Origin of the sequence: Hydrogenophaga luteola, assembly GCF_042648585.1 — a bacterium.
GTDB lineage: Bacteria > Pseudomonadota > Gammaproteobacteria > Burkholderiales > Burkholderiaceae_C > Hydrogenophaga > Hydrogenophaga luteola.
The window spans coordinates 88833-104350 of record NZ_JBHRXX010000002.1 but is presented as its reverse complement, the minus strand read 5'-3'; the positions used below and the strand labels follow the sequence as shown (position 1 = coordinate 104350).

The 15518-nt window shown below is 65.8% G+C and carries 13 protein-coding genes and 2 tRNA genes; 9 read left to right on the top strand and 6 right to left on the bottom strand.

The annotated features are described in order from the left end of the window. Positions 1-117: 117 nt before the first annotated feature. Positions 118-1251 carry an ABC transporter substrate-binding protein gene (locus ACFOPI_RS04230; RefSeq protein ID WP_382171245.1) on the top strand — a complete coding sequence of 378 codons (1134 nt, stop codon included), beginning with the start codon at positions 118-120 and terminating at the stop codon, positions 1249-1251. A gap of 11 nt (positions 1252-1262) precedes the next feature. Here the strand turns inward: ACFOPI_RS04230 and apbC are convergent, their stop codons facing one another. Next, positions 1263-2354 (bottom strand): iron-sulfur cluster carrier protein ApbC, encoded by a 1092-nt coding sequence (apbC, locus tag ACFOPI_RS04225; RefSeq protein ID WP_382171242.1) that lies wholly within the window; start codon positions 2352-2354, stop codon positions 1263-1265. Between the two features lie 113 nt (positions 2355-2467). On the opposite strand from apbC, the gene metG reads away from it, so the two are divergent. Next, positions 2468-4513 (top strand): methionine--tRNA ligase, encoded by a 2046-nt coding sequence (gene metG, locus ACFOPI_RS04220; protein WP_382171239.1) that lies wholly within the window; start codon positions 2468-2470, stop codon positions 4511-4513. A 13-nt stretch (positions 4514-4526) separates the two neighbouring features. Beyond that, positions 4527-5267 (top strand): YoaK family protein, encoded by a 741-nt coding sequence (locus ACFOPI_RS04215; RefSeq protein WP_382171236.1) that lies wholly within the window; start codon positions 4527-4529, stop codon positions 5265-5267. A 15-nt stretch (positions 5268-5282) separates the two neighbouring features. Here the strand turns inward: ACFOPI_RS04215 and bamE are convergent, their stop codons facing one another. Beyond that, the gene (gene bamE / locus ACFOPI_RS04210) at positions 5283-5789 is read right to left on the bottom strand and encodes an outer membrane protein assembly factor BamE domain-containing protein (RefSeq protein WP_382171232.1); all 507 of its coding nucleotides are present in this window, start codon (positions 5787-5789) and stop codon (positions 5283-5285) included. A 95-nt stretch (positions 5790-5884) separates the two neighbouring features. Here bamE and ACFOPI_RS04205 point away from each other — a divergent pair, with 95 nt between their 5' ends. Genes ACFOPI_RS04205 through ACFOPI_RS04185 form a run of 5 tightly spaced genes read left to right on the top strand, consistent with a single transcriptional unit; the run spans position 5885 to position 12598 of the window. Further along, complete coding sequence (locus ACFOPI_RS04205) at positions 5885-7549, top strand: SulP family inorganic anion transporter (RefSeq protein ID WP_382171230.1); 1665 nt, start codon at positions 5885-5887, stop codon at positions 7547-7549. Positions 7550-7609: 60 nt separating this feature from the next. Then, a complete protein-coding gene (locus ACFOPI_RS04200) occupies positions 7610-7822 on the top strand; it encodes a DUF3460 family protein (protein ID WP_066255241.1) in 213 nt (70 codons plus the stop codon). Between the two features lie 22 nt (positions 7823-7844). Then, positions 7845-8699 (top strand): segregation and condensation protein A, encoded by an 855-nt coding sequence (locus tag ACFOPI_RS04195; RefSeq protein WP_382171227.1) that lies wholly within the window; start codon positions 7845-7847, stop codon positions 8697-8699. After that, a complete protein-coding gene (nadB, locus tag ACFOPI_RS04190; protein ID WP_382171223.1) occupies positions 8696-10297 on the top strand; it encodes an L-aspartate oxidase in 1602 nt (533 codons plus the stop codon). The genes ACFOPI_RS04195 and nadB overlap by 4 nt, the downstream gene beginning before the upstream one ends. A gap of 48 nt (positions 10298-10345) precedes the next feature. After that, positions 10346-12598, top strand: coding sequence for a RelA/SpoT family protein (locus ACFOPI_RS04185; protein WP_382171220.1), 2253 nt, complete (start codon positions 10346-10348; stop codon positions 12596-12598). Positions 12599-12608: 10 nt separating this feature from the next. On the opposite strand, the gene greB is transcribed toward ACFOPI_RS04185, so the two are convergent. The 4 genes from greB to hrcA all read right to left on the bottom strand — a co-directional run bounded on the left by greB (position 12609) and on the right by hrcA (position 14480). Next, positions 12609-13166 (bottom strand): transcription elongation factor GreB, encoded by a 558-nt coding sequence (gene greB, locus ACFOPI_RS04180; protein ID WP_382171217.1) that lies wholly within the window; start codon positions 13164-13166, stop codon positions 12609-12611. Positions 13167-13241: 75 nt separating this feature from the next. Continuing rightward, positions 13242-13318, bottom strand: a tRNA-Arg gene (locus tag ACFOPI_RS04175). A gap of 28 nt (positions 13319-13346) precedes the next feature. Then, positions 13347-13423 (bottom strand) — tRNA-Ile (locus tag ACFOPI_RS04170). 37 nt (positions 13424-13460) lie between these two features. Continuing rightward, complete coding sequence (gene hrcA, locus ACFOPI_RS04165; RefSeq protein ID WP_382171214.1) at positions 13461-14480, bottom strand: heat-inducible transcriptional repressor HrcA; 1020 nt, start codon at positions 14478-14480, stop codon at positions 13461-13463. A gap of 97 nt (positions 14481-14577) precedes the next feature. Here hrcA and ACFOPI_RS04160 point away from each other — a divergent pair, with 97 nt between their 5' ends. After that, positions 14578-15495 carry an NAD kinase gene (locus tag ACFOPI_RS04160; protein ID WP_382171211.1) on the top strand — a complete coding sequence of 306 codons (918 nt, stop codon included), beginning with the start codon at positions 14578-14580 and terminating at the stop codon, positions 15493-15495. The last annotated feature ends 23 nt before the right edge of the window (positions 15496-15518 follow it).

The following is a 15518-nucleotide window of genomic DNA, read 5'->3' as shown; positions in this document are numbered from 1 at the left end:
GCACCGCCCATCCGGCCAGAGGCTCCTGCCCCGGGTAAACCCGGGCACCGCGCGCTTGATCTGGTTTCCGTTCATAACGAAACTCGTCCGCTTCCGGAGACAGACACAGAGGTCGAGATGATTCGAAAATGGCTGGGGATGTGTGCGTGGATGGTGGTGGCGGTGGCAGCGCACGCGGGCGACGAGGGCGTCACACCGACCGAAATACGGCTGGGCGCCTCCCAGGTGCTCTCCGGTCCGCTGGGGCCGCAGACCCTGCAGTACGGCGAAGGTGCCAGGCTGCTGTTCGACGCGGTCAACGCCGCGGGCGGCGTGCACGGCCGCAAGATCAGCTTCACCACCCTGGACGACGGCTTCGATCCCAAGCGTGCGGTGGAGAACACGCGCAAGCTGGTCACGGAACAGAAGGTGTTCATGCTGTTCAACAGCACCGGCACCGCGCAGACCGCCGCCGTGCTGCCCCTGCTCAAGGAATCCGGCACCATCCTCTTCGGCCCGGTGACCGGCGCTTCGTCGATGCGCGAAGGCGCCAACCCGTACCTGTTTCACGTCCGCGCCAGCTACGCCAACGAAACCGAGCGCATCTTTTCCCAGCTCAAGCAGATTGGCGTGACCCGCGTCGCCTTCTTCTACCAGGACGACGGCCTGGGCAAGACGCTGCTGGGCGAGGTCAAGAAGGCCTCCGCAGCATTGAACCTGCCGCTGGCGGCCGAGATCAAGGTCGACCCGGCGTCGCCGGACTTTGCTGCCGCCGCTGCGGCCACCGCGCAGGCCAATCCGCAGGCGGTGATCGTGGGCACGGCGGGGCTGACTTTCCCCAACTACGTCAAGGCCGTCAGCGCCACGACGGCGCGCCCCACCTACTACGGCTATTCGGTCGCCAGCCTGGACGTGATCAACCGGGAGCTCAAGGACAAGGCCCGCGGCATCATCCTGGCGCAGATCATGCCGTCGCTGCGCAACACCACCATTCCGGTGGTGGCGGAGTACCTGAAGCTGCTCAAGGACAAGAGCCCCGATGCCGCACCATCGGCCTCGCAGTTCGAGGGCTTCGTGCACGCGCGGCTGCTGGTGGAAGGCCTGCGGCGCACCGGCCGCGACCTGAGCACCGCGTCGTTCACCCGCGCCATGGAAAGCGCCGGCGAAATCGCGTTCGGCCGCTTCACCGCCAAGTACTCGCCCAAATCACACAACGGTTCGGACTATGTGGAACTGGCCATCATCGACGGCCAGGGGCAGTTGCGGTATTGAGCCCGTCGGGCTCAGGTGTCCTTGGAGATCTTGATGGTCGGGAACTTGCTGGAGAAGTCCTTGGCCTTGGCCGCGATCTTGATCGCCACCTGGCGCGCCACCGTCTTGTAGATGCCGGCGATCTCGCCCTCGGGGTCGGCCACCACGGTCGGCCGGCCGCTATCGGCCTGCACGCGGATGCTCATGTTCAGCGGCAGCTCGCCCAGGAAGTCCATGCCGTACTCGGCCGCCATCTTCTTGCCGCCTTCTGAGCCGAAGATGTGTTCGGTGTGGCCGCAGTTCGGGCAGCAGTAGACGGCCATGTTCTCCACGATCCCCAGGATGGGCACGCCCACCTTCTCGAACATCTTGATGCCCTTGCGCGCGTCCAGCAGGGCGATGTCCTGCGGCGTGGTCACGATCACCGCACCGGTCATGGGCACGCGCTGGGACAGCGTGAGCTGGATGTCGCCGGTGCCCGGCGGCATGTCGACGATCAGGTAGTCCAGATCCTTCCAGTTGGTCTGGCGCAGCAGCTGCTCCAGCGCCTGTGTGGCCATGGGGCCGCGCCAGATCATGGCCTCGTCCTTGTCCACCAGGAAACCGATGGAAATGACCTGCACGCCGTAGTTTTCCAGCGGCTCCATGGTCTGGCCGTCGGTGCTCTCGGGACGGCCCTCGATGCCCATCATCATGGGCTGGCTGGGGCCATAGATGTCCGCATCGAGGATGCCGACCTTGGCACCCTCGGCGGCCAGCGCCAGCGCCAGGTTCACCGTGGTGGTGCTCTTGCCCACACCGCCCTTGCCCGAGGCCACGGCGATGATGTTCTTCACATTCGGCAGCAATTGCACACCGCGCTGCACCGCGTGCGCAATGATCTTCACCTGAATGTTGACCGACACGTTTTCCACACCGGGCACGCCCTTGGCGGCCTCGATCAGGCCGCGGCGCAGCGCCGGAATCTGGCTCTTGGCGGGGTAACCCAGCTCGACATCGAAGGACACATCGCCGCCATCGGCCTGCAGGTTCTTCAGAGCCTTGGTGGACACGAAGTCCTTGCCGGTGTTGGGATCGGTCACCGCCTGCAGGGCGGCAAGGAGCGCTTGGGTGTCGACGGCCATGAAACGGGCTCTCCGGGTACGGGGGTAGGGGTATGAAGAATCGCACCGAAGTCTAACGGCCCCGGCATGCCCCGCCTAAAATTGCGGGTTCCCCCGAATGAAAGCCTTCTGACATGAGCCAGCGCCGCCTGTTCGTCACCACCGCCCTGCCCTACGCCAACGGCCATTTCCACATCGGTCACATCATGGAATACATCCAGGCCGACATCTGGGTGCGGTTCCAGCGCATGCAGGGCCATGAGGTGCACTTCGTCTGCGCCGACGACGCACACGGCGCGCCGATCATGATTGCGGCCGAAAAGGCCGGCAAGACGCCGCAGCAGTTCGTGGCCGACATCGCAGCCGGCCGGCCGCAGTACCTCAACGGCTTCCACATCGGCTTCGACAACTGGCACAGCACCGACGGCCCGGAGAACCACGAACTCGCACAGGACGTGTACCGCGCCCTCAAGGCCAACAATCTGATCGAGACACGCACCATCGAACAGTTCTTCGACCCCGAGAAGAACATGTTCCTGCCCGACCGCTTCATCAAGGGCGAGTGCCCCAAGTGCGGCGCCAAGGATCAGTACGGCGACAACTGCGAAGTCTGTGGCGCAGTCTACGCCCCCACCGAGCTGAAAAGCCCGTACTCGGCGCTCTCCGGTGTCGCTCCGGTGCTCAAACACTCGGACCACTTCTTCTTCAAACTGTCCGACCCACGCTGCATCGATTTCCTGAAGCAATGGACCACCAGCGGCGCCGTACAGCCCGAGGTGCTCAACAAGATCACCGAATGGATCGCGCCCGGCGAGGACGGCAAGCCCAAGATGGGCGACTGGGACATCAGCCGCGACGCGCCCTACTTCGGCATCGAGATCCCGGATGCCCCTGGCAAGTACTTCTACGTCTGGCTGGACGCGCCGATCGGCTACCTGGCCTCGCTCAAGAACTACTTCGGCAAGACGGGGCGCGACTACGAGACGTTCATGGCCGACCCGTCCACCGAGCAGTACCACTTCATCGGCAAGGACATCATTACCTTCCACACCCTGTTCTGGCCGGCCATGCTGCACTTCAGCGGCCGCAAGGTGCCCAACGCGGTCTTCGTGCACGGCTTCCTGACCATCAACAACGGCGAGAAGATGAGCAAGAGCCGGGGTACCGGTCTGTCGCCGCTGAAGTACCTGGAACTGGGCATGAACCCCGAGTGGCTGCGCTACTACCTGGCGGCCAAGCTCTCGGGCAAGAACGAGGACGTGGACTTCAACGCCGAAGACTTCATGCTGCGCGTCAACAGCGACCTGGTCGGCAAATTCGTCAACATCGTCTCGCGCTCGGCCGGCTTCATCACCAAGCGCTTCGGCGGTCAGCTGACGCAGAGCTTCGACGAACAGGGCACCGCTCTGCTGGCCGACATCCGGGCCGCGGCGGGCGGCGTCGCCACGCACTACAACGAGCGCGAATACGGCAAGGCCATGCGCGAGATCATGGCGCTGGCCGACCGTGTCAACGCCTACGTGGACCAGCACAAGCCATGGGACCTGGCCAAGGACGCCGCCAACGACGCCCGCCTGCAGCAGGTCTGCTCGGTGCTGGTCAATGCCTTCACCGCGCTGGCCCGCTACCTCGCGCCTGTGCTGCCGCAGCTCGCTGGCCAGGTGCAGGCCCTCACCGGCGCCGACCTCAAGGACTGGCACAACGCGACCAACGTGCCGGCCATCCAGCCCTACCAGCACCTCATGCAGCGCGTGGATGTCAAGCAGCTCGACGCCCTGTTCGAGCCGCCGCCGGCGCCCGAAGAACCCAAGATCGTGCCGGGCGGTGAGGAGATCGCCCCCACCATCTCCATCGACGACTTCGCCAAGGTTGATCTGCGCATCGCGCAGATCGTCAAATGCGAAGCGGTGGAGGGCTCGACCAAGCTGCTGCGCCTGACGCTGGACGTGGGCGAAGGCCGGACGCGCAACGTGTTCAGCGGCATCGCCAGCATGTACAAGCCCGAGGACCTGGAAGGCAAGCTGACCGTGATGGTGGCCAACCTCGCGCCGCGCAAGATGAAGTTCGGCGTCAGCGAGGGCATGGTGCTGGCCGCCAGCCACGCCGACGAGAAGGCGCAGCCGGGCATCCACGTGCTGCAGCCCTGGCCGGGCGCGCAGCCGGGCATGCGTATCCACTGAACTGCCACCGCCCGTGTTCGCACCCATCCGCGGCTTCACCGCCCTGCAGCGCACGCCGCAGGCGGACCTGAAGCTGGGCACCGTGCTGGCCTTCGTGGCCGGCGCCGCCAACGCGGGCGGCTTCCTGGCCGTGGGCCAGTACACCTCGCACATGACGGGCATGCTCTCGGCGCTGGCCGACAACCTGGTACTTGGCCAGTTCGTGCTGGTGGGCGCCGGACTGGTCTCGGTGCTCGCCTTCCTGCTGGGTGCCATGAGCACCGCCTGGATCGTCAACTGGGGCATGCGCCTGCAACTGCGCAGCGCCTACGGCCTGCCGCTGCTGCTGGAGGCCGTGCTGCTGCTGGTCTTTGGCCTCTTTGGTGCCGTTATGAGCCTGTGGCACACCGTGTTCCTGCCGGTCACGGTGGTGCTGCTCTGCTACATCATGGGCTTACAGAACGCGGTCATCACCAAGATATCGCAAGCCCGCATCCGCACCACCCACGTCACCGGACTGGTCACCGACCTGGGCATCGAACTGGGCAAGCTGCTCTATGTGAACCGGCACCCGGACATGCAGCCGGTGCGGGCCGACCGCGAACGCCTGCGGGTGCACGCCCAGTTGGTCCTCAGCTTTCTTGTCGGCGGCATCGTCGGCGCCCTGGGCTTCAAGCACCTGGGCTATGTGAGCACATTGCCGCTGGCGCTCGCGCTGCTGCTGCTGGTGCTGCGCCCGCTGCTGGACGACTGGCAGCGTCTGCGCGCCAGCTGAACCGCCGGGACCACCTCAGCGGGACCGGTCCAGCGCCGGGTCGCGCACCGACCCGGCCGAGATCACCCGCAGGTCCGGGCTGAAGATGACCGTGAACACCTGGCTGTCGCTTTCGTTCGGACCATCGCGCCACCGCCAGTCGTAGTGGATCTCTTTCTTGAGGGCGTACTCGGTCACCTTCATCGGTTTGCCCAGCAGCTTGCGCACATCCTCCATGGCCATGCCGGGCTGGATCTCGGCGAAGGTTCTCGGGTTGAGCACCTGCCGCAGGGCCGCCATCTTGCCGTCCGGGCCGATGGTGATCTGGTAGTTCTGGTAGCCCTCGGGCTGGCGGTTGTATTCGTAGATCTGGGCGCCATCCGGCCCATCCCACACCGCCTCGGGCGCCCCGAACTTCTCGCGGACATCGGCGTCGGTCGACACCCCCTCTTCCAGTTCGTTGATGGCGCGCTGGTCGCAGGCCGTCAGCAGCACCGCCACCAGCAGGAAGCATCCCAAGCGGTTGAACATCTGTGGGGTCATGGGTCGCACCGGGAAGGTCAAAAATTCAGTGTAAACCCTGCAATCCTCGCTCCATGCACCGTGGCGCGGGGGTATGCAAACGGTAACATCTGGCGATGCTGAACAACCTGCCCCCGCTGGCGCCGTTCCGGCCCCGACTGTTCCAGGACATTCGCGGCTACAACGGCGAGAAGCTGGCGCGCGACGTGGGGGCCGGCGCCACGGTGGGCATCGTGGCGCTGCCACTGGCCATGGCCTTTGCCATCGCCAGCGGCCTCAAGCCGGAGGCCGGTCTGTGGACGGCCATCATCGCCGGCTTCCTCATTTCCGCCCTGGGCGGCACCTCGGTGCAGATAGGCGGCCCGGCCGGCGCCTTCATCGTCATCGTCTACGGCATCGTCGAGCGCTACGGCGTGGCCAATCTGCTGATCGCCACAGCCAGTGCTGGCGTGCTGCTGTTCCTGCTGGGCCTCTTCCGCCTCGGCACCCTGGTGCGCTACGTGCCGGTCAGCGTGGTGATCGGTTTCACCAATGGCATTGCGGTGCTCATCGCGCTGTCGCAGGTGCGCGACTGGCTCGGCCTGGACATCGCCAAGATGCCAGGCGATTTCTTCGGCCAGATCGCCACCATCGCCCAGCACCTGGGCAGCTTCAATCCCTATGCCTGCATGCTGGGTGTTCTGTGCGTGGTGGGCCTGTTCATCTGGCCGCGGCTGTGGGCGGTGGACTCGCAGTTCCGGCGCCAGCTGGAGCAGGTGGACACCATCAGCGCGCTCAAGGCCACCTCGCGGCTGCCGGCGCCGGTGGTGGCGCTGGTGACGCTGTCGCTGCTGGCCTGGCTGCTGAAGATGCCGGTCGAGACCATCGGCACCCGCTTCGGGGGCATCCCGCAGGGCCTGCCGACCTTTGAACTCCCCGACTTCAGCTGGCAGACCGTGAAGCTCCTGGTGACACCCACACTCACCATCGCGCTGCTGGGCGCGATCGAATCGCTGCTCTGTGCCCGCGTCGCCGACCAGCTCGGCGACACCCCCAAACACGACCCGAACCAGGAACTCATGGCACAAGGGGTGGCGAACTTCGCCGTGCCCTTCTTTGGCGGTATGCCGGCCACCGGCACCATCGCCCGCACGGTCACCAACATCCGCTCGGGTGCGGTGTCACCGGTCGCCGGCATGGTGCATGCAGGCACGCTGGCGGCGGTTGTCCTCATGGCCGCCCCGCTGGCCCAGCACATCCCGCTGGCGGTGCTGGCTGGCGTGCTGCTGTTCGTGGCCTGGAACATGGGCGAGTGGCGCGAGTTCGGGCGCCTCAAGCAGTTCACCAACCACTACCGCCTCATGATGGTCTCCACCTTCATGGTGACCATCGTGTTCGACCTCACCGTGGCGGTGGAGCTGGGCCTGGTGCTGGCCTGCCTGCTGTTCGTGCGCCGCCAGAGCGACATCTTCCGCGCCGACCCGGTGCCTCAACAGCACCCCGGGCAGCTCCACTTCCGGCTCTATGGCTCGCTGTTCTTCGGCGCCGTCGCCAAGATCGACCCCATCGTGGCGGCGGTCGAGCGGGCACCAGCAGGGCTGGCGGTGACGCTGGATGCCAGCCGGCTGATCTCGCTGGACACCACCGGCCTGGATGCGCTGGAACAGCTGCACAAGGCCATCCTCAAACGGGGCGGCACGCTGGCGCTGACCGAGTTGAACCCGCAGCCGCAGTCGCTGATCGAGCGCTCCGGCTTCGGCGCCCGGCTGCGGGGCGAGGCGGCCGACCGGCATACCGGATGAGCTGGGCCGACCGGTAAAATCGTTGGTTTTCCGCTGACCGGCGCCCTGCGCCCTCTTGCTATGAGCATCTTCGGCCGCCCCCACTACACCTCCGACACCACACAGTTCATCGACCAGCTCAAGTCCAGCCGGCCCGAGATCGAGCAGGGTCAGCTCCAAGGGCGCTCGCTCCTGTGGGACAAGCAGGTTGACCGCGACCTGCTGGCCCAGGCGCAGGCCGCGCGCGTGCCGCAGCAGCCCTACGTCTACCAGACCCAGCCGGACCCGCACTGAGCGCTGCGCTCCCGAGCCTGCGATGAGCGACGAGGCTGGCGCACTCGATGCGCCCCCGGAGGGTCTGGATGCCGTGTTGCCGGATGTGGTGGACCAGGTGGCGCTGGCGCGCCTGTACGGCGAGCCCCTGTTCGACCTGCCCCGCGACCTGTACATCCCGCCGGATGCGTTGCAGGTTTTCCTCGAAGCGTTCGAGGGCCCGCTGGACCTGCTGCTCTACCTGATCCGCAAGCAGAACTTCAACATCCTCGACATCCCGATGGCGGCTGTGACCCGCCAGTACCTGAGCTACGTCGACGAGATCCGCGCCAGCAACCTCGAACTGGCGGCCGAGTACCTGCTGATGGCGGCCATGCTGATCGAGATCAAGTCGCGCATGCTGCTGCCGCCCAAGAAGACGGCCGAGGGCGAAGAAGCCGAAGACCCGCGCGCCGAGCTGGTGCGCCGGCTGCTTGAATACGAACAGATGAAGCTGGCGGCCCAGCGCCTGGCCGAGGTGCCGCAGTACGGCCGCGATTTTCTGCGCGCCCAGGTCTACGTCGAGCAGGCGCTGCAACCCCGCTTCCCCGATGTCAGCGCCCTGGACCTGCAGTCGGCCTGGCGCGACATCATGAAACGCGCCAAGCTGGTCCAGCACCACAAGATCAGCCGCGAGGAATTGTCTGTGCGCGAACACATGAGCATCGTGCTGCGCCACCTGCAGGGCCGCAAGTTCGTCGAGTTCGGCGAGCTGTTCGACACCACCCGCGGCACGCAGGTCATGGTCGTCACTTTCATCGCCATGCTCGAACTGGCCAAGGAAACCCTGATCGAGCTGACCCAGGCCGAAGCCTTCGCGCCGATCTATGTCCGTCTGGCGTACACCCCTGCATCATGACCACCCACCATTTCGACGTCCTCATCATCGGTAGCGGACTGGCCGGCCTGACCGCCGCCCTCAAGCTGGCCCCCACCCACCGTGTGGCCGTGGTCACCAAGCGAGGCATCTCGGACGGTTCCAGCAACTGGGCCCAGGGCGGCATCGCTGCTGTGCTGGCCGAGGGCGACAGCTACGCCTCGCATGTCGACGACACCCTGGTGGCCGGTGCCGGGCTGTGCGACCTCGAAGCCACCCAGTTCACGGTGGAGAACGCTCCGGCGGCCATCGCCTGGTTGCAGGAACTGGGCGTGCCCTTCTCCACCGAAAACGGCGAGCTGCACCTGACCCGCGAAGGGGGCCACACCCACCGCCGCATCGTGCACGCCACCGACGCCACCGGCGCCGCCGTGCAGACCACGCTGAGCAACCTGGCCCGCAGGACACCCGGCATCACGTTCTTCGAGAACCACATGCTGGTGGACCTGATCACCGACGCCAAGCTGCCCGGCCACCAGGCCGGTGAAGGCCCGCAGCGCTGCCACGGCGCCTACGTGCTGGACGTGGACCGCGACGAGGTCGAGACCTTCAGCGCGCCCCACACCATCCTGGCCACCGGTGGCGCGGGCAAGGTCTACCTCTACACCACCAACCCCGACACGGCCACTGGCGACGGCATCGCGGCTGGATGGCGCGCGGGCTGCCGCGTCGGCAATATGGAATTCATCCAGTTCCACCCGACCTGCCTGTACCACCCGCACGTCAAGAACTTCCTCATCACCGAGGCGGTGCGCGGCGAGGGCGGTCAGCTCAAGCTGCCACCGCACCTGGGCGGCCACCGCTTCATGCCCGACTATGACCCGCGCGCCGAACTGGCGCCGCGCGACATCGTGGCCCGCGCCATCGACTACGAGATGAAGAAGCACGGCCTGGACTGTGTGCACCTGGACATCTCGCACAAGAGCCCGGAGTTCCTGAAGGAGCACTTTCCCAACATCCTGGCGCGCTGCGCCGAGCTGGGCATCGACATCACGAAAGAGCCGATCCCGGTCGTGCCGGCCGCGCACTACACCTGCGGCGGCGTGGTGACCGATCTGGCCGGCCGCACCGACATTGATGGTCTGTACGCAGTGGGCGAGACCACCTGCACCGGTCTGCACGGCGCCAACCGCCTGGCCAGCAACTCGCTGGTCGAGTGCATGGTGTTCGCCCAGGCCGCGGTCAAGGCCATCCACACCGCCGCCGCCACCACCCGCCCCGAAATTCCCCTGTGGGACGCCAGCCGTGTCAAGGACGCCGACGAGCAGGTCGTCATTTCCCACAACTGGGACGAGCTGCGCCGCTTCATGTGGGACTACGTGGGCATCGTGCGCACGAACAAGCGGCTGGAGCGAGCGGCCCACCGGATCGCCCTGCTGCAAGGCGAGATCCAGGAGTTCTACGCCCAGTTCCACGTCACGCGCGACCTGCTGGAGTTGCGCAACCTGGTTCAGGTGGCCGACCTGATCGTGATGTCGGCCATGCTGCGTCGGGAGAGCCGCGGCCTGCACTACAGCCGCGACTACCCGGACAAGCTCCCCGAAGCCCGTCCGACCATCCTCGTTCCGCCGGCGCGCTGATCACCCGCACCGACGGTGGTGGCGCGCGTCTCGCGCTACAGTAAGGGGATGATCACCAACGCCGACCCCGGCAGCCTCGCCCCGCCTGCACCACAGGCCCATCCCGCCGCCAGCGCGGCGGCGGCGAGCTTTGCCGCGCTGCTGGGTCGGCTGGACTATCTGGGTGCGGCCGACATCGAGGCCATCCGACGCGCCTACCGCTTCGCCGACGAGGCCCACCTGGGGCAACTGCGCAAGAACGGTGATCCCTACATCACCCACCCCATTGCGGTCGCCGCCCAGTGCGCCGAGTGGAAGCTGGATGCCCAGGCGCTGATGGCGGCCCTGATGCACGACGCGATGGAAGACTGCGGCGTGAGCAAGGTCGAACTCGTCGAGCGCTTCGGTGCGCCGGTCGCGGACCTGGTCGACGGCCTGACCAAGCTGGAGAAGCTGGCCTTCGACACCCGAGAGCAGAACCAGGCCGAGTCCTTCCGCAAGATGCTGCTGGCCATGGCCAAGGACGTGCGGGTCATCCTGATCAAGCTGGCCGACCGCACCCACAACATGCGCACCATGGGCGATATGCCGCGCAACAAGTGGCAGCGCATCAGCAGCGAGACGCTGGAGATCTATGCCCCGATCGCGCACCGCTTGGGTCTGAACTTCACCTACCGCGAACTGCAGGACCTCTCGTTCCGCTTCCTGCACCCTTGGCGCTACGAGGTGCTGTCCAAGGCGCTGAACAAGTCCCGCAACCGCCGCAAGGACCTGATCGCCCGCGTGCAGAAGGAGGTTGAAGGCGCGTTTGCCAGGCACGGCATGCCGGTGCGCATCGTCGGACGTGAAAAGACGCTCTATTCCGTCTACCGCAAGATGGACAGCAAGCACCTGTCGTTCTCGCAGGTCACCGACATCTACGGCTTCCGCATCGTGGTGCCCGAGCTGACCGACTGCTACACCGGCATGGGCCTGCTGCACCAGCTCTACAAGCCGGTACCCGGCAAGTTTCGCGACTATGTGGCCATCCCCAAGGTCAACGGCTACCAGTCGCTGCACACGACCCTGATCGGCCCCTTCGGTACCAACATCGAGTTCCAGCTGCGCACCCACGCAATGGACGTGGTGGCCGAGTCCGGCGTTGCCGCCCACTGGCTCTACAAGGCCAACGAACCCAACAGCGACACCACCCAGCGCCTGGGCACGCAGTGGCTGCAGTCGCTGCTGGACATTCAGCAGGAGACACACGACGCCAGCGAGTTCTGGGACCACATCAAGATCGACCTGTTCCCCGACGCGGTCTACGTGTTCACGCCGCAGAGCAAGATACTCTCGCTGCCGCGCGGAGCCACAGTGATGGACTTCGCCTACGCCATCCACAGCGGCGTGGGCAATCGCGCCGTGGGTGCCCGCATCAACGGCGAACAGCGCCCGCTGCGCACCGAACTTGCCAACGGCGATGTGGTGGAGATTCTCACCAGCGAGTCCGCCGAGCCCAACCCGGCCTGGCTGTCCTTCGTCAAGACCGGTCGTGCGCGCTCGAAGATCCGGCACCACCTCAAGACGCTCGCTCAGGAAAAGACCCACCTGCTCGGCGAGCGCATGCTCGCCCAGGCCCTGCGCTCCGAAGGCATCGCACATCTCCCCGACGCCAGTGGCGAACACAAGGCCACCTGGGACAAGCTTCTGCGCTTTACCGGCAACAAGTCGCGCGAAGAACTCCTCTCGGACATCGGCATGGGCAAGCGCATCGCCAACATGGTGGGCAAGAAGCTGGCCGTGCTGTTGGCGGAAACCGGGCTCAAGCCCGATGCGGTGCTCATAAGCACCGAGCGCTATGCCGCCGGCGAAGACGAGTCGGTCTCGCAGGGCGTGGTCAGCCTGGATGGCAGCGAAGGCCTGTCGGTCCAGTTCGCGCGCTGCTGCCAGCCGATCCCAGGCGACCGCATCGTGGGCTATCTCGGCCGTGGAGAGGGACTGACGGTGCACACCGAGGACTGCCCCACCGGCAAGCGCCTGCTGGCGCGAGACGGGGAACGCTTCCTCCAGGTCGAGTGGTCCGATGAACCGACGCGCCCGTTCGACACCACCGTGGTGGTCACCGTGACCAACGGCAAGGGGGTTCTGGCTCGCGTAGCCTCCGCCATAGCCTCGGCGGAGGCGGACATCACCCACGTGGACATGGGCGCCGAGCCCGCACAGACAGCCACCGACATCCGCTTTTCAGTGGCCGTGCGCGACCGGGTGCACCTCGCCGAAGTGCTGCGCAGCCTCAAGCGGACCACCTCGGTGATCAAGGCGCAGCGGTTCCGCGCCAGCTGAATGGCAGGCGTCAGCTCCCGGGTGCGGGATAGCTGACCGAGAGGATTTCCAGCTCCTGACTTCCGCCAGGCACCACCAGCCTGACCAGATCGCCCACGCGAGCCTTCAGCAGGGCCCGGGCCACGGGGGACACCCAGCTGATCTCGTGACGGGCACTGTCCGCCTCATCCACACCGAGAATGGTCACCGTGGTCTCCTTGCCCTCATCGTCTGCATAGGTCACCGTGGCGCCGAAAAACACCTGGTCGCTGCCATGGTGCTGCGAGCAATCCACCACCTCGGCAATTTCAAGCCGACGCGTGAGAAAACGGATGCGTCGATCGATTTCGCGCAGGCGCTTCTTGCCGTAGAGATAGTCACCGTTCTCGGAACGGTCGCCGTTGCTGGCGGCCCAGTGAACGATCTCGACGATGCGTGGCCGCTCGTCGTCGATCAGAGCCATCAACTCGGCCCGCAGCCGGTCATAACCCGCCCGGGTGATGTAGTTCACCCCAGTCGGCAGCACCGCCGGCTCGGGCAGGTCATCGTCTTCGTCTGCGTCGGTTTCGCGGGTGAATGCTTTGCTCATGAAGGAACGGCCCGGGAGAACGTTTCGGAGCGAAAAAGAAAAAAGCCCGCAGCTTGTGGCTGCGGGCTTTTTATTTGGTGCGGCTGGCAGGAATCGAACCCACGACCCCTTGGTTCGTAGCCAAGTACTCTATCCAGCTGAGCTACAGCCGCGAAGACATGCATTGTAGCACGGTTTTTTTGGTAGGCCGTGTTGGGCTTGAACCAACGACCAAAGGATTATGAGTCCTCTGCTCTGACCAACTGAGCTAACGGCCCGGGAAGGCCCGCATTGTAGGCGGCCGCGACGCCCCACTCACTTGTGGCTCAGGGCGTTGCTCACCAGCTTGGCCGTCACGTCGACGATCTGGATCATGCGGTCGTAAGGCATGCGCTGCGGACCAATGACTCCAAGCGTGCCCACCACCTGACCGTCCACCTCGTAGGGCGCGGTGACCACCGACAGATCTTCAAAAGGCACGACATGGCTTTCGCCACCGATGTAGATGCGCACGCCATCGGCCTGTGAGGACACGTCCAGCAGGCGGATCAACTGGGTCTTCTGCTCGAACAAGTCGAACAGCTGGCGCAGGTGCCCCATGTCGCTGGAAAACTCGCTGACCGACAGCAGGTTGCGTTCCCCCGAGACCACCACTTCGTCACGCTCGGTGTTCGAGTCGGCCCCGATGTCGACAGCGACCTGCATGAGAGAAGCGATCTCGCCCCGCAGAGCCTCGACCTCGTTGCGCAGGCGCGCCCGCACCTCTTCCATGGTCAGGCCGGCGTAGTGGGCATTGAGGAAGTTGGCCGCCTCCAGCAACTGGGACTGGGTGAAGTTTGCCTGGGTGTGAATGATCCGGTTCTGCACATCCCCGTCCGGCGACACCAGGATCACCAGCACTCGGCGCTCCGACAGGCTCAGGAACTCGATGTGTCGGAACACCGAGGCGCGCCGCGGCGCCATCACCACGCCCACGTACTGGGACAGGCTGGAGAGCATCTGGGCGGCGTGGCTGATGACGCGCTGTGGCTGTGCGCCCGCCTCGATGCCGGTGGCGCCGATGTTCTCTGCCCCCGAAATGTCTTCGCGCCGCACGGTGAGCATGGTGTCCACGAACAGCCTGTAGCCTCTGGCGGTTGGAATGCGCCCGGCCGAGGTATGGGGGCTGGCGATGAGCCCGAGCTCCTCCAGGTCGCTCATCACGTTGCGAATGGTCGCAGGGGAGAGCTCCATGCCGGCAGCCTTGGCCAGCGTGCGGGAACCGACGGGCTGGCCGTCGGCAATGTAGCGCTCGACCAGGGTCTTGAGCAGAAGTTTGGATCGGTCGTCCAGCATGGCCCCATTTTACGGACGGTGCCACCCGAAAGCAGTGAATGGGAGCAAGGGTTTCCGGGGGGCCGGCCTACCTTTCCCCCTATGTTGTAATTTGTGCATGACCCAGCTCGACACCAGCCGCCATGCGGCCCCTGCGCCGAAGCGCCACCTGCGATTCGCCCATGTGGCCATCGTCGGCAAGTACCAGGCGCCCGGCTCTCGCAAGGTGGTTGAGACCCTGGCCGAGTTTCTGCACGACGAAGGCTGCGACGTCTCGCTGGAGAGGGACACCGCGCTCAACACCGGCCTGTTGCAATACCCGGCGCTGGACGTGCCGGCCATGGGCCAGTCCATCGACCTGGCGCTGGTGCTCGGCGGCGACGGCACCATGCTGGGCATCGGCCGGCAGCTGGCCCGCTATGGCGTGCCACTGGTGGGCATCAACCAGGGGCGCCTGGGTTTCATCACCGACATTCCACTGGGCGCCTACCAGGACAACCTGCGAGCCATCCTGCGTGGCGAGTTCGAAGAAGATCCCCGCTCTTTGATGGCGGCCAGCGTCTGGCGCGACGGCCGCTGCGTGTTCGAGGCCACCGCCCTGAACGACGTGGTTGTCAACCGGGGCGGTGTGGCCAGCATGATCGAGCTGCGGGTGGAGGTGGACGGCCATTTCGTGGCCAACCAGCGCGCGGACGGCCTGATCCTCGCCACCTCCACCGGCTCCACCGCCTACGCATTGTCGGCCGGCGGTCCGCTGCTGCATCCCGCGGTCGGCGGCTGGATCATGGTGCCCATCGCGCCACACACACTGTCCAACCGGCCCATCGTGCTGCCGGCGCACTGCGAAGTGGCGGTCGAGATCGTCTCTGGCAAGGACGCCAGCGCCAACTTCGACATGCAGTCGCTCACCAGCCTGCTGCACGGCGACCGCATCGTCGTGCGCCGCTCGGAACACACGCTGCGCCTGCTCCATCCCTTGGGCTGGAGCTACTTCGACACCTTGCGCAAGAAGCTGCACTGGAACGAGGGCGCCTGAGAGCGGTCAAAATAGCCGCCTTC